Below are 24,252 nucleotides of genomic sequence, written 5' to 3' on the forward strand. Positions count from 1 at the left end.
GGACGGAGCCGAGGTCGCGGCCCCGTCCCCCGCGCCGTCCGTGGCGCACATGACCGCCACTCAACGGCACATGACCTTCGCCACCCGGTGCCGCAGCCCGCCCGGCAAACCGGTGCCGGCCCGTCACCAGGCGCGAGGGACGCCCGCCTCTCCTCCAGGCCCGGCCGCCTCCCGACAAGGCACAGGCGCGCCCCCGCACCTTTGGCGCAAGGGCAAGGCATCGCCAGCCGAGCGCCCTCGCCGACTCGCGCGGCGCAGCGCCCCTCACGCGTACGTCCGCCGGTCCCCCTCCCCCGGTCGTACGGCCGCCGCGATCGCCTCGGCCAGGGGGTCGATCTCCGCGTCCGTGAGGGTGGAGACGGTGACACGGATGCTCGGAGGCGTGTTCAGCCGGAAGCGTGCTCCGGGAGCCACCGCCCAGCCGGCGTGCAGCAGCCGGGCGACCGCCCCGGTCTCGTCGGGGACCGGCACCCAGAGGTTCATGCCGCTGCGCCCCCGCGCCGCGACCCCGCGCCGGCGCAGCGCCGCGGCCAGCGCGTCCCGGCGCTCCCCGTACCGCGTCGCCACGCCCGTCGGGTCCACCGCGCCGTCGGCCCACAGCCGTGCCACCGCGCGCTGGAGGGTCAGGCTGACCCAGCCGGGACCGAGCCGCTGCCGGCCGCGTACCCGGTCGAGGGTGAGCGGGTCGCCGGTGAGGACCGCGAGGCGCAGGTCGGGCCCGTACGCCTTGGCGGCCGAGCGGGAGAAGGCCCAGCGGTGGGTGACGCCCGCGAGGGGGTGCAGCGGCAGGTCGACGATGTGGTGACCGTGGTCGTCCTCGATCACGAGCGTCTCGGGGTGGTCGGCGAGCACCGCCCGCAGCGCCTCCGCCCGCGCGGCGGTCAGCGCGGCGCCGGTCGGGTTCTGGGCGCGGTCGGTGACGATCAGCGCCCGCGCCCCGCCCTGCAGCGCCCTGCGCACGTCGTCGGGGAGGGGCCCTTCGTCGTCGAGGGCCACCGGCACGGTCCGCAGACCGAGCGCCGGCACCAGGTCCAGCAGGCTTCCCCATCCCGGATCCTCGACCACCACCGCGTCCCCCGGCCGCAGATGGGCGGCGAGCACCCGCTCCACCGCGTCCAGGGCACCCGAGGTGACGGCGACCGGCCCGTCGGGCACCCCGTCGGCGACCAGTCCGGCCCGTGCGAGCCGCTCCAGCCCGGGGTCCACCGGCGCGTGCCCGTACAGCACGGGCTCCTTGTCGCCCTGGGCCGCGGCCGCCGCGAACGCCCCGGCCAGCGGGGGCAGCAGCGCGGGGTCCGGGTTGCCGTCGGACAGGTCGCGTACGCCCGGCGGAACCTCCACGCGGATCATCTCGCGCGCGGTGGTGGCCGGCTTGGACCGCACCCGGCTGCCTCGCCGGCCCGCGGTCTCGATGACCCCGCGCTCGCGCAGGGTCCGGTACGCGGCGGCCACGGTGTTCGGATTCACCCCGAGCCGCTCGGCCAACTCCCGCATGGGCGGCAGGAGTTCACCCGGCTCCAGGGCGCCTTCCCCCACCGCCCGCTCGATGCTCGCGGAAATCTCCGCTGCGCGCCGCCCACTGATCCGATACTCTCCTATCACAAACCACATTATGCACTAGTACAATGGAGTTGGCCATGCAGGGGCCCCAGCGACCGCAGCAGCGACCCGACACCGCCTACACGCCCACCGAGCGCACCGTCCCCACCCGCGCCCCCCAGCGCGCGTCGTACGACAAGGACCTGGTGCACGCGATACTCGACGAGGGCTACGTGTGCCACCTCGGCTTCGTCCGGGACGGCGCCCCGGTCGTCCTGCCCACCCTCTACGGCCGCGTCGGCGAGGTCCTCTACGTCCACGGTTCCACCGGTTCCGTGCGCTGCGCACGGCCGGACGGTCCGACCAGGGGCTCCCGGTGTGCCTCACGGTCACCCATGTCGACGGCCTGGTGCTGGCCCGCTCCGCCTTCCACCACTCGGTCAACTACCGCTCCGTGGTGGTGCACGGCACGGCGTACGACGTGACCGACCCGGAGGAGAAGCGGCAGGCGCTCGACGCGCTCGTGGACCACGTCGTACCGGGCCGCTCCGCCGACTCCCGCCCGGCCGACAAGAAGGAACTGGCCGCCACGGCCGTACTCCGCATCCGCCTGGACGAGGTCTCCGCCAAGGCGCGCACGGGCGGCGTCAACGACGAGCCCGAGGACCTGTCCCTGCCCCACTGGGCGGGCGTCCTCCCGGTCCGGACCGCCTACGGGGCCCCCGAGCCCTCCCGGGACCTGGCCCCCGGCACGGAGGTCCCCGGCTACCTGACAGCGCTCTGATGCTGATCCACCCCTGGGACACGCCCCGCGACGACACGTGGCGACAGTGGCTCGCCACCCACGACTTCGGACAGCTCGCGGTCAACGGCCCGCCCGGCGAACCGCCGTTCGTCCAGCCCCTGCACTTCGCCTACGACGCCGAACGATGCGAGGCGGTCACCCACCTGGCCCGCCCCAACCCGCTCTGGCCCGCGATCCAGTCCGCCCCGGACGTCCTGCTGAGCGTGGTCGACGACTATGCGTTCGTCCCCGGCCCCTGGCAGGCGGAACCGGGCACCCCACCCGGACACGGCGTCCCCACGAGCCTGTACGCAGCGGTCCAGCTCCGCTGCCGCGCCCACGTCGTGGACGACCCGACGGAGAAGGCGGTCCTGCTGAACCGCCAGGTCGGCCACTTCCAGCCGGAGGGCGGCTCCGCACGTGCCGCGGCCGGCGAGGCCCCGTACGGCAGGCTGCTGTCAGGCATCCGCGGCCTGCGCCTGGAAGTGACCGAGGTCCGGGCGAAGTTCAAGTACGCGGGCAAACGATCCCAGGCGGTCCGCGACCGCATCGCGGCCGGTCTGGAGGACCGGGGTCGAGCCCGGGACGCGGCCGCCCGGGGGCACGTCCTGAGGGTGGGGCCGACGACCCCGTGAGAGCGGACCTTCCTCACGAACGGCCGCCCCGGCCCGGACCAGGAAGGCCGTGCGTGGGCCCGCCCCGGGCCCACCCGGCGACCCGGCACCCGTCGGCGCGGGCGCGCCTGCCTCACCGGCCGACCGGTGCCCCGGGGTTCCGCCGCCGACCGGCGGGGAGCTCCCTCACCTCACGCCGGAACGGCCTCCCCCCGCGCCCTGCGGGCGGCCCGCGCGTCCCGGGCCTCTCCCGCCGCCAGGCCCGCCACCGAGCCCAGCATCAGCAGGGTGCCGACCAGCGTGGCCGCCGTGAGGCGTTCGCCGAGCAGGGCGACGGCCAGCACCGCCGCGCTGACCGGTTCGAGCAGCATGATCACGGACACGGTCGCCGACCGTACGACCGCGGCGCCCGCGAAGTAGAGGCCGTAGGCCAGCGCGGTCGGCACGGTGGCGACGTAGGCGAGCAGGAGCAGCAGAGCGCCAGGTGCGTCGGTGTGCGGCGTCAGCCCCTCCGCCGCGGCGAACGGCAGGAGCACCAGGCTGGTGACGGCGAACGCCCCGACGGTCGCGCCGGAGGAGTCGGTGCCGCCGTCGCGCCCCCACCACCGGGTGAGCAGGGTCATCGCCGAGTAGCCGGCGGCGGACACCAGGGCGAGCAGGACGCCCACCGGGTCCACGGTCGCGTTCCCGCCGCCGAGGACGAGCACCACGAGTCCGGTGAGCGCTCCCACGACGGACGCGAGACCGCCGCGTCCCAGTCGCTCGCCCATGGTGAGCCGGGCCCCGACTGCGATCAGCACGGGACCGGCGCCCAGGGTGACGACGGTGGCCACGGCCAGCCCGGTCGCCGACACGGCGGCGAAGTAGGCCGTCTGGAACACCGCGAGTCCGACGCCGGTGGCCGTCGCCCGCGCGACCCGGCGGCGCAGCGGTGCCGGTGCGGCCAAGGCGCGGGAGCGCCCGAACAGCAGGCGCGCCGCGTACAGCACGGCCAGTCCGGCGGCGCACCGCCAGAAGGACAGGGCGACCGGGCCCATGTCACTGGTGCGGTACACCAGCGAGGCCGCGGCGCCCGCGGTGCCCCAGGCGGCACCGGCGACGACGAGGTAGATCAGGCCACGCCCGACGGGCAGGCCGGAGACATTGTTCGACACGTGTTCTCTCTCCGCAGAGGCGCGCACCACGCGTCGGCGTGGGCGCGGAAGTTCGGAAGTGAGCCCGGCTCAGGCCTCGACGGGGCCGAGGGACCGGGGCTCGCGGACTTCGTCTGCGGGCAGCACCGCGACGCCCGGCACGCTGCCGGGCGCATGCGCCGGAGGGCCCGCCTCAGGCGGCCGGCGGCGGAAGAACACGTGCGTGCGTATACATGATCGGTACCTTATGCGGTGGTTCCGGGGGTGGACAACTCCCGTTCGGGACGGCCGCTCGCGACGGGGTCCTCGGGGGTCTTCGCCGGGGCGGAGGACTGGGCGATGAGGGCGCCGGCGAGGACCACCACGCCGCCGACGATCTGCGGCGCCGACAGGTGCTCGCCGAGCAGCACCCAGGCGAGGACGGTGGCGATGACCGCCTCCAGACAGGCGACGACACCCGCCACCTGCGGTGAGAGCCGGCGCACCGACAGCACGCCGGTGCCGTACGCGGCGACCGTGGCGACGAGGACGATCCACCCCAGGAGCAGGAAGGCTGCGACGGGCGTGCCGTCCATCGTGGCGGTGCCGGTGAGCACGGACCAGTCCATGGACCAGGGCCGCGCGACCACGGTGAGCACGGCGGCGCCGATCAGCAGCCCGTACGCGATGACGCCGAGCGGGTCGGGGGACTCCTCGCTGTCGCTGCCCTGGTCGGACAGGACGAAGTAGCCGACCTGGCAGCATGCGGCGCCGAGCGCGAGGGCGAGTCCGAGGGCGTCGAAGCCGAGCCCCGCCCACACCTCGACGACGCAGGCGAGGCCGCCCACGGCGAGCACCACGCCGACGGCGGCGGCACGCGTCACAGGCCGCCGCTGCACGAACCGCACCCAGCCGAGGACGAGCGCGGGCGCCAGGTACTCGACGAGCAGGGCGACTCCGACGGGGATGCGGGAGATGGCTGCGAAGTAGCAGGCCTGCACGCCGGCCACGGCGAAGAGTCCGAACCCGGCGAGCAGCGCGGGCCGTCGTCCGAGCAGCGCGCGGTGGCGTACGGCGAGCGGCAGCATGACGAGCGCGGCGCCCGCCACCCGTAGCCACACGACGTGCAGCGGGTCCAGCCCGGCCTCGATCAACGGCTTGGCCGCCACACCGGAGCCGCCGAAGGCCAGGGCGGACACCAGCGCGAGGGTGAGCCCGATGCCCTTGGGGTGAGTCTTGAACACCGCCACATGATGTCACCCCCCGACAGCACCGTCACCCCTCAAGACACCTGACGGAAACCCCCTAAGGGGCGCGGGGAACTGCACAGAGGGGGCTTGGGGGCGAAGCCCCCGAGGGACGGGAAGGGAAGGGGCGGAGGGGGCGAAGAAAACCCTGCCGCCGCACCCCGCTCACCCCGCAGCTCCGGCATCCACCCCCCGCACGACCTCCCGCGGCTCCACCCCGGCCCGCCGCACCACCTCAACAGCCCGAGCCTGCGGCTCCGCAACAAGCGCCGCCAGCAGATCCGTCCCCCGCACCGCCCCGTCCCCCCGACGGACGGCCCGCTCCCGAGCCCGCTCCACGCACACCGCCGCCAGCGGCGAGAATCCGGTCACCCCCTCCACGACCGGCAGCCCGCCCGAGTCCTCGACACGCCCCTGCCACCTCAGCCCGTACCCGATGCTCCGCTGCACCAGATACCCGAGCAGCCGCGCCACCGTGGCCCCCTCACCGAACGCGGCCCGGACTTCGGGGTCGCACTCCAGCAGGGAATGCAGCAGATGGGCGGTGTCGATGTGCCGGTCGCCGCCCCGGACCACCCTGCGCCGGGCGCAGGCCACGACCTCCGCGAGTTCCGCGCCCAGTCCGGCGTCGTCGTCCGCGCCACGGGCGGCCTGGGCCTGGGGCCACTGCGCCTGCTGCCGGGGGATTCGGGATCGCACGTCTCCCACCCCATCAGTCCCGGCGGCCCGGCACATCGGCGTCGGGACGCATCCTGGCGTCCCGCCGGAAGTGGACATCGCGTGGCGAAATCTCCTCCTTGGGAACGAGATCAGGGCGCACACGCCCAAGGGGCGCACGCCACAAGGCGCACGCCCCTCAGCCCCCACCGACTGCCGACGGCCGGCTCAGTGCTCGTCCGCGAGAATCAGATAGAGCTTCTTACGGGCTTCGTTGATGACCGCGAGGGCCTTCTCCCGCTGCTCCTTGCTTCCCGTCTTCCAGACCTGCCCGAAGGCCTCCATCAGGCCGAACCCGGCCTGCCGGATCTCGGTCAGCGCCTCCCAGTCGACCCCGCGCGAGGCCTCCTCCCAGGGGGCCTCGGGTCCGTCCTCGGCGGCCGTGCGGCCGGCCTCGGTGAGGGAGAACAGCTTCTTGCCGCCCTCGGACTCGCTGACGATCAGGCCCTCGTCCTCCAGCAGCTGGAGGGTGGGGTAGACCGAGCCGGGGCTGGGCTTCCACGCCCCGCCGCTGCGTTCGGCGATCTCCTGGATCATCTCGTAGCCGTGCATCGGGCGGTCCTTCAGCAGCGCCAGGATCGACGCGCGGACGTCACCGCGCCGCGCCCTCCCCCTGGGCCCGCCGCGTCCTCGGCCGCCCCAGGGGCCGCCGTGACCGAAGCCGGGACCCCAGGGACCGCCGGGTCCTCCCGGACCACCGGGGCCGAAGGGGCCGAAGGCGGCACGCAGGCGCTCGAAGTCGCCCCGTCCGCCGCCTCGCGGACCACCGTGCCCATGACCCTGCCCGTGCTCATGACCGTAGCCACGCATCGCAACCACTCCATTCCCTCGTTGATCTATTGCGATGCTTCAACGATATATCGGAACCGGTCGCGCGACAAGACCCTCCGGCCGAGCACCACCTCCCCGGCGGCCCGCCCGCCCCCGGAACAAGGCCGCCTGCTGCGAAGTGGCCCGAGCCCTCGCGGCCGCCCGCCCTCTACGGTCGGGGCATGCGGATCCGAATCGTCGACGCCTTCACCGACCGTCCCTTCGCCGGCAACCCGGCCGGCGTGATGCTGCTCGATGCCTTCCCGGAGGACTCCTGGCTGCAGAACGTCGCCCTGGAGGTCAACCACGCCGAGACGGCCTTCGCCCACCCGCTGCCCGAGGGCGGCGAGGCCGACTGGGCGCTGCGCTGGTTCACGCCGGTCACCGAGGTCGCCATGTGCGGCCACGCCACACTCGCCACCGCGCACGTCCTGCACACCACCGGCGCCCACCAGGGCCCGGTGCGGTTCGCCACCCGCAGCGGCGTGCTGGTCGCGGAGAGCGCGGAGGACGGCAGCGTCACCCTGGACTTCCCCACGGCCCCGCTCACCGCCGTCGACGTGCCCGAGGGCGTCGCGGAGGCACTCGGCGCACCGGTCCTGGCGGCGTTCGACACCGGCCCCTACGTCGGCGATCTGTTGGTCGAGCTGGCCGACGAACGGACCGTGCGCGCCCTGCGCCCCGACCACAAGGCCCTGACGACGCACTCGGAGCGCGGTGTCATCGCCACCGCCCGTGCCGAGGACCCCGCGGCCGGGTACGACTTCGTCTCGCGGTGCTTCTTCCCGAACGTCGGCATCGACGAGGACGCGGTCACCGGCAGCGCGCACACCGCGCTGGCCCCGCACTGGTCGCAGCGCCTCGGCCGCGTGGTCCTCACCGGCCTCCAGGCCTCGCCCCGCTCCGGGCTCGTCCGTACCGAGGTGCGCGGCGACCGCACCCTGCTGGGCGGGCGCGCGGTGACGGTCGTCGAGGGCGAGCTGCTGGTGTGAACCCCGCCATACCGAAGGGGGGCGTGCGGATCACCGGACACCCCTCTTCCGTCTCATGCCGTCGGCAGCCAGCCGACCTTCCCCGCCAGCAGCGCGTAGCCGACGAACGCGCCGATGTCGAGCAGCGTGTGCGCGGCCACCAGCGGCCCGACGCGTCCCCAGCGGCGGTACAGGTACACGAAGACCACGCCCATGACCATGTTGCCGATGAAGCCGCCGATGCCCTGGTACAGGTGGTACGACCCGCGCAGCACCGCGCTGCCCGCCATCGAGGCGGTGGGCGACCAGCCGAGCTGGTCGAGCCTGCGCAGCAGGTAGCCGACGACGACGACCTCTTCGAGGATCGAGTTCTGCGCGGCCGACAGGATCAGCACGGGGTACTTCCACCACACCTCGGGCAGTGCCTCCGGCACCACGGTGAGGTTGAAGCCGAGCGCGCGCACGGCGAGGTAGAAGGCGATGCCGCTGCTGCCGATGACCGCCGCGACCGCGGCGCCGCGGCCGAGGTCGGACCAGGGGCGGGTGCGGTCGAAGCCGAGGGTGCGCAGTCCGGCGCCCTCGCGCAGCAGCAGGTGCGCGACCAGGGCCACCGGCACCAGGGCGGTGGTGACACCGAACAGCTGCCAGGCCAGGTCCAGCCAGGGGCGGCCCGGCGCGGCCGAGGCGTTGAGGGTGGCCGCCTGGTCCTTCAGTCCGCCCGGCCTCGTGACCGAGCCGATGAAGCTGATCAGCGCCGACACTCCGCTCGCGCCGAGCGACAGCGCGAGGACGAGCAGTGTCTCGTCCCGCAGCGTCCTCCGCGAAAGGGTCCGCTCCGGACACGCATCGGCCCCCGGGCCCGCCGCCTCCGCCTGCACACCTGCCTCCACATCACCGATCGGTCCGATCAGTATGAAGGCAGTACCTGTGGGGCGGGCCCGGGGGTCCGGGGCGCCGATCAGTCCTCTCGCGCTCCGGTCAGGCCGTCGTCGGCACCGGTTCCGGCAGCCCGACCGGCCAGGTGTGCACGGGCTCGCCCCGCTTGGTCAGCTCGCGGTAGCGACGGGTGGTGGCGGCCAGCGCCTCCTCCCGGCCGAGTCCCGCGTCCAGCGCCCGGTGGAAGGTCGCGGCCTGCCAGGACGCGCCGTTCACCCGGCGCCGGCAGCGCTCCTCGATCACCCCGAGGTACCGGTCCCGGTCGGCCGGCTCGATCCCCCAGGCGTCCAGCCCGGCCTCGGCGAGCGGCAGCAGCTCCTCCCGTACGAGGGTGACCGCGTCCACCTCGCCCAGGCCGCCGAGGCGTCCGCGCCGGGGCCAGGTGAAGCGGGCGTCGATGCCGTCCTTGCAGGCGGCGTCGAAGTTGGCGGCGGCGGCCTCGAACGGCAGCCGGCTCCACACCGGGCGGCTGTCCTCGGCGAGGGCGCGGACGAGTCCGTAGTAGAAGGCCGCGTTCGCGAGCACGTCGGTCACCGTGGGCCCGGCGGGCAGCACACGGTTCTCCACCCGCAGGTGGGGCACGCCGTCGGCGACGTCGTAGACGGGGCGGTTCCAGCGGTAGACGGTGCCGTTGTGCAGGACGAGTTCCGCGAGCGAGGGAACGCCGCCGGCGTCCAGCACCTCCAGCGGGTCCTCGTCGTCGCAGATGGGCAGGAGGGCCGGGAAGTAGCGCAGGTTCTCCTCGAAGAGGTCGAACGCCGAGGTCACCCAGCGCTCGCCGAACCAGGTGCGCGGCCGCACGCCCTGTGCCTGCAGCTCGGGCGGGCGGGTGTCGGTGGACTGCTGGAACAGCGGCGGCCGCGATTCGCGCCACAGCTCGCGGCCGAACAGGAACGGCGAGTTGGCGCCGACCGCGATCTGCGCGGCGGCGACCGCCTGCGCGGCGTTCCACACGTCCGGGAAGCGTTCCGGCGTGACCTGGAGGTGCAGCTGCACCGAGGTGCAGGCGGCCTCCGGGGCGATCGACTTCGAGGTGCACCTGAGGTGCTCCACGCCGTCGATGTCGAGGGTGAAGTCCTCGCCGCGCGCGGCCACGATCTGATCGTTGAGCAGCGCGTAGCGGTCGACTGCGGAGAGGTTGGAGGAGACGAGGTCGTCGCGGTCCAGGGTCGGCAGGATGCCGATCATCACGATGCCCGCGTCCACCTCCCGGGCCTTGCGGTCGGCGTAGGAGAGCGAGGTGCGCAGTTCCTCGTCGAGCTGGTCGAAAACCCTCCCGCCCAGCCGGTGGGGTGCGATGTTCACTTCCAGGTTGAACATCGCGAGTTCCGTTTGGAAGTCCCGGCTCGCGATGCGTTCGAGGACTTGCGCATTCAACATTTTCGGCATGCCGTCGGCGCCCGCGAGATTGAGTTCGATCTCCAGCCCCATCAGGTTCCTGGGGCGGTCGAACCGCTTCTCCGTCAGGAGTCGCTCCAGGCCTGTCAGGCACCTGCGGAGCTTCTCGCGGTAGCGCTGGCGATCGGACAGGTCGAACTGACCCGCCACGACCTTTTCCCCCATCGAAGCGTCCCTCCTCGGATGGCGTACCGAAGATCGGCCGCCGGGGTCCCGGTCCACAAGCAAGGATGCCCCGCGGATGCGATCGATAACGCCCCGGATCCGTGTGGCGCCCGCTACTCTTGTCGAGGTGTCCAGTGGCACATTCACGAGGCAATACGCGGGAACGCGTATCACGGCACGGTTGCGAACTCGTGAAAAGCGCCGACCGGAATGGGCCGACCGCTCGGCGGTCCTTGCCCGAGGTCAGTGCGGTGAACCCTTTGGGAAATCGTCATCTTTTTCGCATATCGCCGACCTGAAATACCCTTGCCGGGACCGCCGGGGGAAGCTAGACGAAACATAGTCTCAACCCGTGTCGTATAAACTCCCTTCACAAGGCAGAACCAGGTTGGCGCCCACGGTCGAGTGATCCAGCCGTGAGACGACGTGCGGCTCTCCTCACCCCCGTCTCCCGCTCAGACCCTCCGGGCCCCCGCCTCTCTGACCTTCGCGAGCTGACAGCGCCGTCCGCACCGCCACGCCCCGCCCTCGCGCCACTGTGCCTTCGAATGAGAGGCGACCCACCATGCCGCTGCACGTACCTCCGGCTCCCGCGCCCGCACTGCGTTCCGTCCTGACCGCGCTCTCGTCTCCGACCGCCGTGCGGGACGCCCGAACTCCCTCCCTGCTCCGCGCACAAGGGCCCGCCTCGGCCGAACTCCCGCTGCCCGTGCACGTCCTCGACCGGGTCACCGCCGACGGCGAAACCTCGACGACGCTCGCCGGATGGCGCTTCCTGATCCGCACCGGCGACCGCGCCGTCGCCGCGGCCGACACCGTGCTCACCGCCGACGGCTGGACCTTCTCCCGCTTCTTCGAGGGTCCGTACATCGCGTCCACCGAGCTGGCCCTGCGCCAGGCGGAGACGATGACGCAGCCGTACCAGCCCCGTCTGCTGTCGGTGCCCGGCCTCTACATGCTGGCGCTCTGGCTGCACGGCGACACCGAGGCGGACGGCGCCGCCGGCGGCCCGGCCGCCGCCGACCTGCTGGTGCCGCTCGCACCCGCCCCGCCCGGCATCGCCGCCCACCGGCCGCACCGGGTCACCGAACTGCTCCCGGTGCTCACCCACCGCGTGACGCCCACCCGGCTGCTCGGCTCACCCGCCTGACCCGCCCGCTTCCGCACCCCGTCGCCCCACCCGGGTGGCGGGGTGCGTGCATGTCGGGTGACAGGGCGTACGCATGTGCGGACTAGTCCCGTCCGGCCACTGCGAACCACCCGAAAGGACAGTGCAGTTGGGGTGAACCGTCCGCGTGGGTGACGCGTCATGAACCTGTGAGGAGCGGTGCCGCGAAATGCCTGCGGATCCTCGTCCGCGGGGCAACACTGGATCCCGACCGACTTCATCACCACGGGGGGCGGCCATGAACGACGATTCACGCCGCGCAACTGACACGACAGCCCACACACAGGCCATCACAGAGCGAAAGAACCCACCCATGTGCCAGCACCAGTCACCGTGCCCGTCAGCCGACTCCGCCGACCGGGAATCCGCCCGTCTCGTGGCGCACCACCCGGAGCAGGGCTGGAGCCTGCTGTGCAACGGTGTCGTGCTCTTCGAGGACACCGGTGAACTCCTGCCCGACGGCAGCGTCATCGCCCCGCAGCGGTCCCTGGACGTCACGCTGACGTCCGCCTGAGCACGACCGGGCGGGACGGGGCCGCCCGGGGAACCACAGGGGCCGGACCGCGAGGCGACGCGTCCGCGACCCGGCCCCGAAGCCTCTGCACGGCTCCTCACCCACCGTGGCCCGGCGAACGGGCACGGTGACGGCCGCAGCGCCGCTCGCACAGTGCTCCGCCTCGCCCGCGGCGAACAGCCGGACCCGCCCCGCGTGGAACTCGGCACCCGCCTGGTCGTGCGGGCGAGCACCGCGCCGCCCGCGTCGTATCCGCCACGTCCACGGCGGGAGCCGCGCCTTATCGTGACCGGCATGCAGTCCTACACGATCGGCCAGGCAGCGCGGCTGCTCGGCGTCAGCCCGGACACCGCGCGCCGCTGGGCGGACGCGGGACGCCTCACCACCCGCCGCGACGACGCCGGACGCCGGGTGGTGGACGGCCGCGACCTGGCGGCGTTCTCCGTCGAGCTGGCCAAGTCGGCCACGGACGATGAGGACACCCCGTACACCTCGGCCCGGAACGCGTTCCCCGGCATCGTCACGGCGATCAAGCTCGGCGACGTCGCCGCCCAGGTGGAGATCCAGGCAGGCGCCCACCGGCTGGTCTCGCTGCTCACGCGGGAGGCGGTCGAGGAACTGGGCCTGGAGGTCGGAATGGAGGCCACGGCCCGGGTGAAGTCGACAAACGTGCATATCGACCGCACCTGAGCACGGTCTTCGTCGAGTCGCACATGCGAGCCTGTGGCCTGCCACTGCCTCGCTCATACGAAGGGACAGGTGCTCTTCACCTCGCAGATGCGTCATGATGGAGCAACCCGCGGGGTGAGCCTCCCGCGGACGCCCGCCGACGCGAGGGAGTGCACCGGATGATCCGTTCCGCCCGCCTGGCCGCCCTCGTGCTCCTCGTCTCCCTCGGACTCGGCGCCTGTTCCTCGTCGGGCGGCGGCGACGGCAGCCCCGGCGGCACCGTGACCGTCTTCGCCGCCGCCTCGCTGAAGGAGAGCTTCACGGAGCTGGGCGACCGCTTCGAGGAGGAACACCCGGGCACCGGGGTGACCTTCAACTTCAACGGCAGCGACTCCCTGGCCGCCGGCATCGTGGGCGGCGCCCCCGCCGACGTCTTCGCCGCCGCCAGCCCCTCCACGATGGCCCGCGTGACGGACGAGAGGCTCACGGCGGACGCCCCGGTCACCTTCGCGCGCAACCGCCTGGCCATCGCCACCGCCCCCGGCAACCCGCACGGCATCGGCTCCCTGAAGGACCTGGCCGCCCCCGGCCTGAAGGTCGTGCTCTGCGACGAGACCGTGCCCTGCGGCGCCGCCGCCCGCAAGGCCCTCGCGGCGGCCGGGGCCGACGTCACGCCCGCCTCCTACGAGCAGGACGTGAAGAGCGCCCTGACCAAGGTGCGGCTCGACGAGGCGGACGCCGCCGTCGTGTACCGCACGGATGTGAGGGCGGCCGGTGACACAGTGGACGGCGTGGACTTCCCGGAGGCCGCGCAGGCCGTCAACGACTATCCGATCGCCCGGCTCGAAAAGGCTCCCAACGCCCCGGCCGCGGACGCCTTCATCGCGTTCGTGATGTCACCGGAGGGGCGGAAGGTGCTCGGGAAGGCCGGTTTCCTCGCGCCGTGACCAGCACCGCCCAGGACACCCCCCGCAAGGCCCGCCGCTCCCGCGCCCCCGGCCGCGGTGTCCCGCTCGCCCTCCTCGCGCCCGCCCTGATCGGCCTGGCGTTCCTCCTGGTGCCGCTGCTCGCCCTCGTCGTACGGGCGCCCTGGCGCGACCTGCCCGAGCAGCTGACCAGCCCCGCCGTGTGGGACGCGCTGCGCCTGTCGCTGGTCTGCGCGACCACTGCGACCGCGCTGAGCCTGGTCGTCGGGGTGCCGCTGGCCTGGCTGCTGGCCCGCACCGACTTCCCCGGGCGGAGCCTGGTGCGCGCCCTGGTGACCCTGCCGCTGGTGCTGCCGCCGGTGGTCGGCGGTGTCGCCCTGCTGCTGGCGCTGGGCCGCAACGGCGTCGTGGGCCGCTGGCTCGACGAGTGGTTCGGCGTCACCCTGCCGTTCACCACCGCCGGTGTCGTCCTCGCGGAGACCTTCGTCGCGCTGCCGTTCCTGGTGATCAGCGTCGAGGGCACGCTGCGGGCCGCCGACCCGCGGTTCGAGGAGGCCGCGGCCACCCTGGGCGCGTCCCGCTTCACCGCGTTCCGCCGGGTCACCCTGCCGCTGATCGCTCCGGGCGTCGCGGCGGGCGCCGTGCTGGCCTGGGCCCGGGCGCTCGGCGAGTTCGGCGCGACGATCACCTTCGCCGGGAACTTCCCGGGCCGCACCCAGACGATGCCGCTCGCGGTCTACCTGGCCCTGCAGAACGATCCGGCCGCCGCGATCGCCCTCAGCCTCGTGCTGCTCGCGGTGTCCGTGGCCGTGCTGGCGGGGCTGCGCGACCGCTGGACGAGGGCCGTCTGACCCATGACGACACACCCGGCACCCCAGGGCCTGGACGCCCACCTCGTCGTCGAACGCGGCTCCTTCCGCCTCGACATCACGCTCACGGCCGCCCCCGGTGACGTGGTCGCCCTGCTCGGCCCGAACGGGGCGGGCAAGACCACGGCCCTGCGCGCCCTGGCAGGGCTCGCGCCCCTCACCGACGGCCGTCTGCGCCTGGACGGCAGGGATCTCGCCCGCACCCCGCCCGAGTCCCGTCCGGTGGGCGTCGTCTTCCAGGACTACCTGCTCTTCCCGCACCTCACCGCCCTCGACAACGTGGCGTTCGGCCCACGCTGCCGCGGCGCCGACAGGAGCGAGGCCCGTACACGGGCCGCCGCGTGGCTGGAGCGGATGGGGCTGGCCGCGCACATGGGCGCCAAGCCCAAGCGGCTCTCCGGCGGCCAGGCCCAGCGTGTCGCGCTCGCCCGCGCCCTGGCCACCGACCCGCGCCTGCTGCTCCTGGACGAGCCCCTCGCCGCCCTCGACGCCCGCACCCGCCTCGAGGTCCGGGCACAACTGCGCCGCCACCTCGCCGACTTCGAGGCCGTCGCGGTCCTGGTGACGCACGACCCGCTGGACGCGATGGTGCTGGCCGACCGGCTGGTCGTCGTGGAGCACGGCCGCGTGGTGCAGGAGGGCGCCCCCGCCGACATCGCCCGCCACCCGCGCACCGAGTACATCGCCCAGCTCGTCGGCCTGAACCTGTACCGCGGCCGGGCGGACGGACACACCGTACGGCTCGACGCGGGACCGGAGGTGAGCACCACGGAGAACCTGTCGGGGCCCGCGTTCGTCGCGTTCCCGCCCGGCGCGGTCACCCTGTACCGGGACCGGCCGACCGGCTCCAGCGCGCGCAATCTGTGGCGCTGCGAGGTGGCGGGACTGGAGAGCCACGGCGACCAGATCCGCGTGGAGCTGACCGGTGAACTGCCCCTCGCCGCCGACCTCACCGCCGTCGCCGTGGCCGAACTGGGCCTGCACACGGGCGCACCCGTCTGGGCGGCGGTGAAGGCCACGCAGACGCACGCCTACCCCGCCTGACGCACCCCCTTGGTGACGTGGAGGGCCCCGCCCGGATCGCCCGGGCGGGGCCCCTTCACTTCCGCGTGGGTCAGTCCTCGTACGCGTCCAGCGGCGGGCAGGAGCAGACCAGGTTGCGGTCGCCGTAGGCCTGGTCGATGCGGCGCACCGGCGGCCAGTACTTGTCGGCGGCGTTCACCTCGCCGGGGAACACGGCCTCCTCCCGGGTGTAGGCGTGCTCCCATTCCCCGCCGAGCACGGACGCCGTGTGCGGGGCGTTGCGCAGCGGGTTGTCGTCGGCGGGCCACGCGCCGGAGCCGACCTTCTCGATCTCGGCGCGGATGGCGATCATCGCCTCGCAGAACCGGTCGAGCTCGAGGAGGTCCTCGGACTCGGTGGGCTCGATCATCAGCGTGCCGGCCACCGGGAAGGACATCGTCGGCGCGTGGAAGCCGTAGTCGATGAGGCGCTTGGCCACGTCGTCGACGGTCACGCCGGTCGCCTTGGTGAGCGGGCGCAGGTCGATGATGCACTCGTGCGCGACCAGCCCGCCGGGGCCGGCGTAGAGCACCGGGTAGTGCGGTTCGAGGCGCTTGGCGATGTAGTTGGCGCTGAGCACGGCCACCTGCGTGGCCCGCTTCAGGCCCTCGCCGCCCATGAGGCGGACGTACGCCCAGGAGATGGGCAGGATGCCCGCGGAGCCCCACGGGGCGGCCGAGATGGGTCCGACGCCCGTCTCCGGTCCGGCCTCCGGCTGCAGCGGGTGGTTCGGCAGGTACGGGGCGAGGTGGGCGCGGACGCCGACCGGGCCGACGCCGGGGCCACCGCCGCCGTGCGGGATGCAGAACGTCTTGTGCAGGTTCAGGTGCGAGACGTCGCCGCCGAAGTGGCCGGGCTTGGCCAGGCCGACCAGGGCGTTGAGGTTGGCGCCGTCGACGTACACCTGACCGCCCGCCTCGTGCACCTGCGCGCAGATGTCGGCGACGTGCTCCTCGAAGACGCCGTGCGTCGACGGGTAGGTGATCATCAGCACGGCCAGCTCGTCGCGGTGCTGCTCGATCTTGGCGCGCAGGTCCTCCACGTCGACCTCGCCGTTCTCGGCGGTCTTGACGACGACGACCTTCATGCCGGCCATCACGGCGGACGCGGCGTTGGTGCCGTGCGCGGAGGACGGGATGAGGCAGACGGTGCGCTGCTCGTCGCCGTTGGCGCGGTGGTAGCCGCGGACGGCGAGCAGACCGGCCAGCTCGCCCTGGGAACCGGCGTTGGGCTGGAGGGACACCTTGTCGTAGCCGGTGACCTCGGCGAGACGTTCCTCCAGCTCGCGGATGAGCGTGAGGTAGCCCTCGGCCTGCTCGGCCGGGACGAACGGGTGCAGCTGGCCGAACTCGGGCCAGGTGACCGGCTCCATCTCGGTGGTCGCGTTGAGCTTCATGGTGCAGGAGCCCAGCGGGATCATGCCGCGGTCCAGCGCGTAGTCGCGGTCGGCGAGGCGGCGCAGGTAGCGCAGCATGGCCGTCTCGGAGCGGTGCTGGTGGAAGACCGGGTGGGTGAGGTAGTCGTCGGTGCGCAGCAGCGGGTCCGGCAGGGCGTCCCGCGCGGCCGCGTCCAGGGACTCGACGTCGGCCTCGACGCCGAAGGCGCGCCACACGGCGGCGAGCTGGTCGCGGGTGGTGGTCTCGTCGCAGGCGACGGAGACGGTGTCGGCGTCGACGAGGCGCAGGTTCACACCGTTGTCGCGGGCCGCGGCGACGATCTCGGCGGCCCGGCCGGCGGCCCGCACGGTGAGGGTGTCGAAGTAGGAGCCGTGGACGACCTCGGCTCCGCCGGAGCGCAGCCCCTCGGCGAGGATCGCGGCGTAGCGGTGGGTGCGGCGGGCAATGGTCCGCAGGCCCTCGGGGCCGTGGTAGACGGCGTACATTCCGGCCATGACGGCGAGCAGCACCTGCGCGGTGCAGATGTTGCTGGTGGCCTTCTCACGGCGGATGTGCTGCTCACGGGTCTGCAGCGCCAGGCGGTACGCCTTGTGGCCGTCGGCGTCGACGGAGACGCCGACGAGGCGGCCGGGCAGGCTCCGGGCCATCTTGTCCTGGACGGCCATGTAGCCGGCGTGCGGTCCGCCGAAGCCCATGGGGACGCCGAAGCGCTGCGTGGTGCCCACCGCGATGTCCGCGCCCAGCTCGCCGGGGGACTTCAGCAGGGTGAGGGCGAGCAGGTCGGCGGCGACGGTGACGAGCGCGCCGCGCTCGTGCGCCTGGTCGATGACGGGCTTGATGTCGCGGACGGCGCCGGACGCGCCCGGGTACTGGATCAGGACGCCGTTGATCTCACGGCCGTCGAGGTCGGCCGGGATGCCGTCGCTCAGGTCGGCGACGACGATCTCCACGCCGGTCGGCTCGGCGCGGGTCCGGATGACGGCGACGGTCTGCGGCAGGGCGTCCGCGTCGACCAGGAAGAGGCCCTTCTTGTTCTTGCCCATGCGCCGGGACAACGCCATCGCCTCGGCCGCGGCGGTGCCCTCGTCGAGCAGGGAGGCGCCGGAGGTCGGCAGGCCGGTGAGGTCGGCGACCATCGTCTGGAAGTTCAGCAGCGCCTCGAGCCGGCCCTGCGAGATCTCCGGCTGGTACGGCGTGTAGGCCGTGTACCAGGCGGGGTTCTCCATGACGTTGCGCAGGACGACCGGCGGGGTGAAGGTGCCGTAGTAGCCCAGGCCGATCATGGAGCCGAGCACCTGGTTGCGGCCGGCGAGGCCGCGCAGCTCGGTGAGGACCTCGGCCTCGCTGCGGGCGCCGGGCAGGTCCAGCGCGTCGGCGTTCTTGATGACGTCGGGCACGGCGGCGGCGGTCAGCTCGTCGAGCGAGCCGTAGCCCACCTGGGCCAGCATCTTCGCCCGGGCCTCGTGGTCGGGGCCGATGTGGCGCTGCTCGAAGGGGATTCCCTGTTCGAGCTCGGAGAGCGGGGTACGGGGGGCAGTCATTGAGGAGGCCTCCTGGTCCGACGACCTTCGAGGGGCACCACGGCGCAGGTGCCCGGACGGCCTCCCCCTCTGTCATCTCAACCTGAGAGTTTCACCGGGACGCCGCTGGCGCTCCGGTTTTCACCGTCGGTGAGAGCGGAAGCCGTCGACACCCGCCCTGCTTTCCAGAGTGACCTCGTCCGTGCGGTACGTGTGCCTGAGAGATTCCGGGGAGGATTTGCTCCTTCGGCGCCTCCGGTGGTGCCTGGAGGACTCTCCCGCACGGGGTCAGCGGCCGTTGCCAGCGTACCAGCGAGGTCCGGACCCCGGCCTTCGAGTGGCCGTTCCGCCGATTGTGCCTTTCTGTAGTGCCATCGGATGAGTTTGCTACGAGTGGAGGGCCCGTGCAGACGGACATCGACCCGCGTCACCTCATCGGCCGCAAGGCGTACGACCGCAACGGCACCCGCATCGGCACGATCGACGAGGTCTACCTCGACGACGCCACCGGCGTGCCGGAGTGGGCGGCGATACGCACCGGCCTGTTCAGCCGGGACGCCTTCGTGCCCCTGGAACCCAGCGAGCTGATCGACGGAGCCCTGCACGTGCCGTTCGAACGGTCCCTCATCAAGGACGCGCCGGACTTCGGCGTCGGCCGCCATCTGTCCCCGGAGCAGGAGCTCCAGCTGTACCACCACTACGGCCTGGACGTAGGCCCCCCTCCCCCGCTCCCGGACCACGACTTCGGCAAGCTGGCGGGCCAGGAGTAACCGACACGGCCAAGGGCGGTGGTACGTCACGACCTTCCGCCCCACCGTCCCGCCCCGGCCGCGCCCCGGTCCGGGTGACGGCGTCCGGCCCGCAGCCTCGGCTCCACCGCCCGCGCCGGGGCACGTCGGTCACGCGGAAGCCCAGGACCGGCCCGCAGCGCATCGCCGGGAGAAGCGCGGCTCCGTCAGGCGGCCGTGTCTCACGGTGGACCGCCAGGGCCCAGCCCGCGGTGATCCGTCTCGCGCGCGGCGAGCCGGGGCACGACGTCGATGTCGTCCGCAGAGCGCGAGGTCCTGGAACACCGTCGCGATGCCCAGGCTCTGGGCGTCGTGCCGCTTGTTGATCTGCACGGGCTTGCCGTCCCACTCGATGACGCACCCGCCGGCGCCGCTCGGCGTCAACGCGTTCGACGGCGCGGGCCCTCGCCCGCGCCGTCACCCCTCCAGGGGGCGAGGCGGAGGCTCCTCCGGTGGTCGCATCGGCTCGGGGAGGTCCGGTGGGGCCTCCACGAGCGGCAGCGGATCCGCTGCCTCCAACGCCGGATCGTCGACGCGGAACGTCTTCACGCGGCCCGGTGACGAACCGGGCGTCTCGAAGCGGACCGTCACCCGGCCGAGGCCGCTGCCCTGCACCCACCCGTGCCCGTACTCGGTGTGCCGGACGTCGTGGCCCGCGGACCAGCGCCGCTCCACCGGGACCTCCGGGCGCGGCTCGGATGCGGACTCCGACTCCTCGGCCTCGGCTACCTCCTCCCCCGCACCGCCCGCCGCCTGGGCGAACAGATCCTCCTGCGTGTAGTCGGCCAGCCCGCTCACGCCGACGCCGAGCAGCCGTACGCCGCCCGTGGTGTCCACCGAGTCCAGCAGCCGCGCCGCCGCCTCCCGGACGACGGCCGGGTCGTCGGTGGGGCCGCGCAGCGTCTCGGACCGGGTCAGCGTGGAGAAGTCGTACCGCCGTACCTTCAGCACGATCGTGCGGCCGGACAGTCCCGCGCCCCGCAGTCGGCGCACGCAGCGGTCGGCGAGCCGCTGCACCTCCAGGCCCACCCGCACCCGGTCGTGGATGTCCACGTCGTACGTGTCCTCGACGGACACCGACTTGGTCTCGCGCTCGGCGACGACGGGCCGGTCGTCGCGGGCCAGCGCCATCGCGTACAGCGCGTGCCCGTGGGCCTTGCCCAGCAGCCGCACCAGCTCGTCCTCGCCCGCCTCGGCGATCTCGCCGACCGTGTGGATGCCGGCCCGCCGCAGATGGTCGCCGGTGGCGGGTCCGACGCCCGGGAGGGTCCGCACCGGCATCGGTTCGAGCATCGCCCGCTCGGTGCCGGGCTCGATGACGACCAGCCCGTCCGGCTTCGCCTGCTCCGACGCGATCTTCGCCAGCATCTTGGAGGCGGCGAGCCCCACGGAGCCGGTCAGTCCGGTGACCGCGCGGATATCCGCGCGCAGCTTCGCGCCGACCAGCCGCGCCGACCGCTCGTCCCACGCCGTGCCCCCGGCCTCAAGGTCGACGAACGCTTCGTCGAGGCTGAGCGGCTCCACCAAGGGCGACAGGGCGCGCAGCAGGGCCATCACCTGGTCGCTGATCGAGCGGTACAGGGTGAACCGGGGCACCAGATACGCGGCGTTCGGCGCGAGCCGCCGGGCCTGCGACATGGGCATCGCGGAGTGGACGCCATGGACGCGCGCCTCGTAGGAGGCGGTGGCGACCACACCGCGGGGTCCGAGTCCGCCCACGATCACGGCCTTGCCGCGCAGACTCGGCTTGGACGCCTGCTCCACCGAGGCGTAGAAGGCATCCATGTCGAGATGGAGGATCGTGGGAGCGGATCTCACTTCTCCGATGCTGCCCTACGCCACTGACATCGTCCTCGTCGGGCCGGGCCCCGCACGGTGCGGGGGCTCAGACCGCGCGGTTCCTGCGCCGGGCCAGCTCGTCCATCGGGTTGTGGCCGATGAGGGTCTCCCCCGTGTCGACCCGCTCGCCGTGCAGCTGCGACAGGGCGCTCTCGACGTCCCGCCACACCACGCCCACGGCGATGCCGAAGACGCCCTGGCCGCCCTGGAGCAGGGCGTGGACCTCGTCGGGCGACGTGCACTCGTAGACCGTGGCGCCGTCGCTCATCAGCGTCATGCGCTCCAGGTCGTCGAAGCCCCGCTCGCGCAGGTGCTGGACGGCGGTGCGGATGTTCTGCAGGGACACGCCCGTGTCCAGGAACCGCTTCACGATCTTCAGCACGACGACGTCGCGGAAGCTGTACAGCCGCTGCGTGCCGGACCCGTGGGCGGGGCGCACGCTCGGCTCGACCAGCCCCGTACGCGCCCAGTAGTCGAGCTGGCGGTAGGTGATGCCGGCCGCGGCGCAGGCCGTGGGCCCTCGATAGCCGACCTCCTCGGACGCCATGGCCACCGCCCCTCCGCCGCTCGGCACTGCCGTCGGTCGCTGCGGAGCGGGATCGATCGCACCGCCACGCGCGGGATGGCCCCCGCCCGAGCGGAGCGGAGAGCTCTGGGGAGGATACGGCCCGCCCGCCCCGAAAACGCGTCCGGGGGCACCCCCAGCCGTACCGTCGCCGCTGCTTCTCACGCCGACCTCCGTCCTTGACCTGCCTCCACGACGGTAGGCAGTCACCAAGGGTGCGTCAACGATCGCCACACTCGGCACGCCGAGTGATAATCACCCTAAGAGTGGTTTCCCGTGCCCGGTCGCGGGGAAAGGCTAGCCGAATGTCCTCGGCGCGGGCCGCGACCGACGCCGGGGCTCCGGGAAACGGCTCACTGGTTGCTGGTCCCGAAGTCCTCGGGCGAGATCTGGTCGAGGAACTCGCGGAACTTCTCCACCTCGTCCTCCTGCTCGTCCGGAATCGCGATGCCGGCGTCGTCCAGCACCGTGTCGCTTCCGTAGATCGGCGTTCCCGTGCGCAGGGCGAGTGCTATGGCGTCGGAAGGACGGGCGCTCACCTCGACACCGCTGGCGAAGACCAGCTCCGCGTAGAACACGCCTTCCCGCAGGTCGGTGATGCGCACTTCCGTGAGCTCCTGTCCCACGGCCTCCAGCACGTCCTTGAACAGGTCGTGGGTCAGCGGCCGTGCGGGCGCCATGCCCTGCTGGGCGAAGGCGATGGCCGTCGCCTCCCCGGGGCCGATCCAGATGGGGAGGTAGCGGTCGCCGCCCACTTCACGCAACAGCACGATCGGTTGGTTGGAGGGCATTTCGACCCGGACACCTACGACATCGAGCTCGTTCACACAGCAACCCTAGGCGGTGCCCGGGACGTTTGGGTAGTCGGGCCGGGATCGGGTGGCCGATCCTGCCGCCCCGTGCTGTTCCCCTGAAGGTCCGGTGGCCCTCAGGGCAGCCGCACCCCGAGCGCCGACCGCACCAGCGCCGCGTGCAGCTTCATGGTGAGGCCGGCCAGTTCCCTGGTGCGGTCCTCGGCGTGCGCCCTGGTCTGCGGATTGCGGTGGCGGCGCAGCGGCGCGACGACCTGCTCCACCAGTCCGGCCTCGCGCTCGGCGGCCGCCTTCATGGCGCGCAGATGCCGGGGCTCGATCCCGTACCGCCCCAGTTCCGTGAGGAGCCCGGCGACGGTGACCGCATCCGCGTCGTACACCCCGTCCCCGACCGGGGCGAGCAGTCCGTAGGACTCCCACTCGGCGAGCCGCTGCTCGTCCACGCCGGCGGCGGCGAGCAGCTGGCAGCGCCCGATGCGGGCGGCGGCGGGTGTCTCAGGGGCGCAGTCGGCGGGGTCCTCGCCGTCACCCGGACGGCTCAGCGCCGGCAAGGGCAGGGCCTCGCCGCGCTCCATGGCCTCCAGGTGCTCCCGGATCACCTTGAGCGGCAGGTAGTGGTCGCGCTGCATGCGCAGCACATGGCCGAGGCGGTCGACGTCCTCGGCGCTGAACTTCCGGTACCCCGACGGGGTACGGCGCGGCTCGACGAGCCCTTCCGACTCCAGGAAGCGGATCTTGGAGATGGTGACCTCGGGGAACTCCGCGCGCAGCACGTTCAGCACCGCACCGATGCTCAGCAGTCCGGTGTCCGTGGCGGCGGCGCCGTTGCCGGCGCCGCCGCTCGGTGTCTGCACCATCGACCCTTCCTGGAGTCCCCCGGACCGCGGCCGGGGGCCGTCAGTAGTTCTGCTGGCTCGCGTAGAAGACCAGCCGGTACTTGCCGATCTGCACCTCGTCGCCGTTGGACAGGGCGACCTGGTCGATCCGCTCGCGGTTGACGTAGGTGCCGTTGAGGCTGCCGACGTCGGCGACCGTGAACGAGCCGTCCGGGCTGCGGCGGAACTCCACATGGCGCCGGGAGACCGTCACGTCGTCGAGGAAGATGTCGCTCTGCGGGTGACGCCCGGCCGTGGTCAGGTCGCCGTCCAGCAGGAAGCGGCTGCCCGAGTTCGGCCCGCGGCGCACGACCAGCAGGGCGGAGCCCACCGGCAGCGCGTCGACGGCGGCCTGCGCCTCCGGGGAGAGCGCCGGCGCCTGATGCTGGCCGGTGGCCTCGGAGTCGTAGGCCTCGAGGCCGGAGATGGAGATCGTGGACGTCGTCTCGGAGGGGCGCTCCGGGGTGACGCCCGGCTTCAGCGGCGCACCGCAGTGGGAACAGAAGCGGCTGTTCTCCGCGTTGCGGTTGCCGCACCTCGAACACACCAGGGCCGACATGGACGGATCCTCCTGCCGCGGCTGCCCGCCGGGGGCGTGGGACGCGTACGGACCGGAGTGACCTCCGCCCGCACCTGGGCTCGACGGCTGTCCAAAACCTATGCCGCTCGACTGCGCAGGGTCAACGGAGGCCCCGCCCGTCTCGTCCCGGAACAGCGGACGCTGGCCTTCCGCACCGGGCTGTGCGCGGTGACGAGCGGTCGCGCTGTCGCCGTCCTCTCGCCGCGCGCTCTTGCCGAACAACTTCCCAAACAACTTCACGGGCGATTCCCCTTGACCGAAACAGACCCGCCCGTGGGGCAGGACGAACCCTGACTGAACACATTGGCCGACCCGGACATCTTCACAACGTCCGCCTCCGCCAGACAGTTTCCACCACGCACCACCCATTCGGTG

General features: G+C 73.0%; 22 protein-coding genes, 2 pseudogenes and 1 riboswitch. Of the genes and pseudogenes, 10 read left to right on the forward strand and 14 right to left on the reverse strand.

The features are described from left to right. Positions 1-264: 264 nt before the first annotated feature. Positions 265-1,602 carry an aminotransferase class I/II-fold pyridoxal phosphate-dependent enzyme gene (locus MTR79_RS21675; protein ID WP_244791812.1) on the reverse strand — a complete coding sequence of 446 codons (1,338 nt, stop codon included), beginning with the start codon at positions 1,600-1,602 and terminating at the stop codon, positions 265-267. 35 nt (positions 1,603-1,637) lie between these two features. Here MTR79_RS21675 and MTR79_RS21680 point away from each other — a divergent pair. Next, a pseudogene (locus MTR79_RS21680) lies at positions 1,638-2,323 on the forward strand (pyridoxamine 5'-phosphate oxidase family protein). Beyond that, positions 2,323-2,958, forward strand: a complete 636-nt coding sequence (locus MTR79_RS21685; RefSeq protein ID WP_244791813.1) for an FMN-binding negative transcriptional regulator — start codon at positions 2,323-2,325, stop codon at positions 2,956-2,958. Before MTR79_RS21680 ends, MTR79_RS21685 begins: the two are co-directional and overlap by 1 nt. A 170-nt stretch (positions 2,959-3,128) precedes the next feature. On the opposite strand, the gene MTR79_RS21690 is transcribed toward MTR79_RS21685, so the two are convergent. The 4 genes from MTR79_RS21690 to MTR79_RS21705 form a co-directional block, all read right to left on the reverse strand. After that, a complete protein-coding gene (locus tag MTR79_RS21690; protein ID WP_189364128.1) occupies positions 3,129-4,091 on the reverse strand; it encodes an EamA family transporter in 963 nt (320 codons plus the stop codon). Between the two features lie 224 nt (positions 4,092-4,315). Continuing rightward, on the reverse strand, positions 4,316-5,299 hold the full coding sequence (locus MTR79_RS21695; RefSeq protein ID WP_086705385.1) for an EamA family transporter: 984 nt from the start codon (positions 5,297-5,299) through the stop codon (positions 4,316-4,318). Positions 5,300-5,461: 162 nt separating this feature from the next. After that, positions 5,462-5,995 carry a Clp protease N-terminal domain-containing protein gene (locus MTR79_RS21700; protein ID WP_244791814.1) on the reverse strand — a complete coding sequence of 178 codons (534 nt, stop codon included), beginning with the start codon at positions 5,993-5,995 and terminating at the stop codon, positions 5,462-5,464. A 186-nt stretch (positions 5,996-6,181) separates the two neighbouring features. After that, on the reverse strand, positions 6,182-6,823 hold the full coding sequence (locus MTR79_RS21705) for a PadR family transcriptional regulator (RefSeq protein WP_244791815.1): 642 nt from the start codon (positions 6,821-6,823) through the stop codon (positions 6,182-6,184). 182 nt (positions 6,824-7,005) lie between these two features. Here MTR79_RS21705 and MTR79_RS21710 point away from each other — a divergent pair, with 182 nt between their 5' ends. Then, on the forward strand, positions 7,006-7,815 hold the full coding sequence (locus tag MTR79_RS21710; RefSeq protein ID WP_244791816.1) for a PhzF family phenazine biosynthesis protein: 810 nt from the start codon (positions 7,006-7,008) through the stop codon (positions 7,813-7,815). A 53-nt stretch (positions 7,816-7,868) separates the two neighbouring features. Here the strand turns inward: MTR79_RS21710 and MTR79_RS21715 are convergent, their stop codons facing one another. Further along, positions 7,869-8,672 (reverse strand): type II CAAX endopeptidase family protein, encoded by an 804-nt coding sequence (locus MTR79_RS21715; protein ID WP_086701734.1) that lies wholly within the window; start codon positions 8,670-8,672, stop codon positions 7,869-7,871. Between the two features lie 100 nt (positions 8,673-8,772). Continuing rightward, complete coding sequence (locus tag MTR79_RS21720) at positions 8,773-10,293, reverse strand: glutamate-cysteine ligase family protein (protein WP_189364131.1); 1,521 nt, start codon at positions 10,291-10,293, stop codon at positions 8,773-8,775. A gap of 565 nt (positions 10,294-10,858) precedes the next feature. Between MTR79_RS21720 and MTR79_RS21725 the strand changes: the two genes are divergently transcribed. The 6 genes from MTR79_RS21725 to MTR79_RS21750 all read left to right on the forward strand — a co-directional run bounded on the left by MTR79_RS21725 (position 10,859) and on the right by MTR79_RS21750 (position 15,483). Beyond that, positions 10,859-11,443, forward strand: a complete 585-nt coding sequence (locus MTR79_RS21725) for a hypothetical protein (protein ID WP_086701732.1) — start codon at positions 10,859-10,861, stop codon at positions 11,441-11,443. A gap of 331 nt (positions 11,444-11,774) precedes the next feature. Continuing rightward, entirely contained in the window at positions 11,775-11,975 is a 201-nt protein-coding gene (locus MTR79_RS21730) for a DUF5999 family protein (protein WP_086701730.1), read from the forward strand. A gap of 294 nt (positions 11,976-12,269) precedes the next feature. Next, complete coding sequence (locus MTR79_RS21735; RefSeq protein WP_086701737.1) at positions 12,270-12,665, forward strand: helix-turn-helix transcriptional regulator; 396 nt, start codon at positions 12,270-12,272, stop codon at positions 12,663-12,665. A gap of 158 nt (positions 12,666-12,823) precedes the next feature. Then, complete coding sequence (modA, locus tag MTR79_RS21740; protein WP_086701729.1) at positions 12,824-13,591, forward strand: molybdate ABC transporter substrate-binding protein; 768 nt, start codon at positions 12,824-12,826, stop codon at positions 13,589-13,591. Continuing rightward, the gene (modB, locus tag MTR79_RS21745) at positions 13,588-14,421 is read left to right on the forward strand and encodes a molybdate ABC transporter permease subunit (RefSeq protein ID WP_086701727.1); all 834 of its coding nucleotides are present in this window, start codon (positions 13,588-13,590) and stop codon (positions 14,419-14,421) included. The genes modA and modB overlap by 4 nt, the downstream gene beginning before the upstream one ends. A gap of 3 nt (positions 14,422-14,424) precedes the next feature. Further along, the gene (locus MTR79_RS21750) at positions 14,425-15,483 is read left to right on the forward strand and encodes an ABC transporter ATP-binding protein (protein ID WP_189364132.1); all 1,059 of its coding nucleotides are present in this window, start codon (positions 14,425-14,427) and stop codon (positions 15,481-15,483) included. Positions 15,484-15,553: 70 nt separating this feature from the next. Here MTR79_RS21750 and gcvP read toward each other — a convergent pair whose 3' ends face one another. Beyond that, the gene (gcvP, locus tag MTR79_RS21755; RefSeq protein WP_086701724.1) at positions 15,554-18,439 is read right to left on the reverse strand and encodes an aminomethyl-transferring glycine dehydrogenase; all 2,886 of its coding nucleotides are present in this window, start codon (positions 18,437-18,439) and stop codon (positions 15,554-15,556) included. A 174-nt stretch (positions 18,440-18,613) separates the two neighbouring features. Beyond that, a riboswitch (glycine riboswitch) is annotated at positions 18,614-18,709 on the reverse strand. Positions 18,710-18,822: 113 nt separating this feature from the next. Between gcvP and MTR79_RS21760 the strand changes: the two genes are divergently transcribed. Then, positions 18,823-19,188, forward strand: coding sequence for a PRC-barrel domain-containing protein (locus MTR79_RS21760; RefSeq protein WP_048459388.1), 366 nt, complete (start codon positions 18,823-18,825; stop codon positions 19,186-19,188). A gap of 279 nt (positions 19,189-19,467) precedes the next feature. On the opposite strand, the pseudogene MTR79_RS21765 reads toward MTR79_RS21760, so the two are convergent. The 6 genes and pseudogenes from MTR79_RS21765 to MTR79_RS21790 form a co-directional block, all read right to left on the reverse strand. Further along, a pseudogene (locus tag MTR79_RS21765) lies at positions 19,468-19,563 on the reverse strand (sugar ABC transporter ATP-binding protein); the annotation flags it as partial. Positions 19,564-19,623: 60 nt separating this feature from the next. After that, positions 19,624-21,024 (reverse strand): DNA polymerase IV, encoded by a 1,401-nt coding sequence (locus MTR79_RS21770; RefSeq protein WP_244791818.1) that lies wholly within the window; start codon positions 21,022-21,024, stop codon positions 19,624-19,626. A 67-nt stretch (positions 21,025-21,091) separates the two neighbouring features. Then, positions 21,092-21,775 (reverse strand): MerR family transcriptional regulator, encoded by a 684-nt coding sequence (locus MTR79_RS21775; RefSeq protein ID WP_078895242.1) that lies wholly within the window; start codon positions 21,773-21,775, stop codon positions 21,092-21,094. A gap of 188 nt (positions 21,776-21,963) precedes the next feature. Further along, a complete protein-coding gene (locus tag MTR79_RS21780; RefSeq protein WP_004934251.1) occupies positions 21,964-22,437 on the reverse strand; it encodes a bifunctional nuclease family protein in 474 nt (157 codons plus the stop codon). Positions 22,438-22,538: 101 nt separating this feature from the next. Further along, positions 22,539-23,279, reverse strand: a complete 741-nt coding sequence (locus MTR79_RS21785; protein WP_244791819.1) for a MerR family transcriptional regulator — start codon at positions 23,277-23,279, stop codon at positions 22,539-22,541. 40 nt (positions 23,280-23,319) lie between these two features. Next, entirely contained in the window at positions 23,320-24,246 is a 927-nt protein-coding gene (locus MTR79_RS21790) for an FHA domain-containing protein (RefSeq protein WP_078895241.1), read from the reverse strand. Positions 24,247-24,252: the final 6 nt, after the last annotated feature.

This window comes from Streptomyces sp. BJ20 (assembly GCF_022869105.1).
Classification (GTDB): Bacteria; Actinomycetota; Actinomycetes; order Streptomycetales; family Streptomycetaceae; genus Streptomyces; species Streptomyces griseoincarnatus.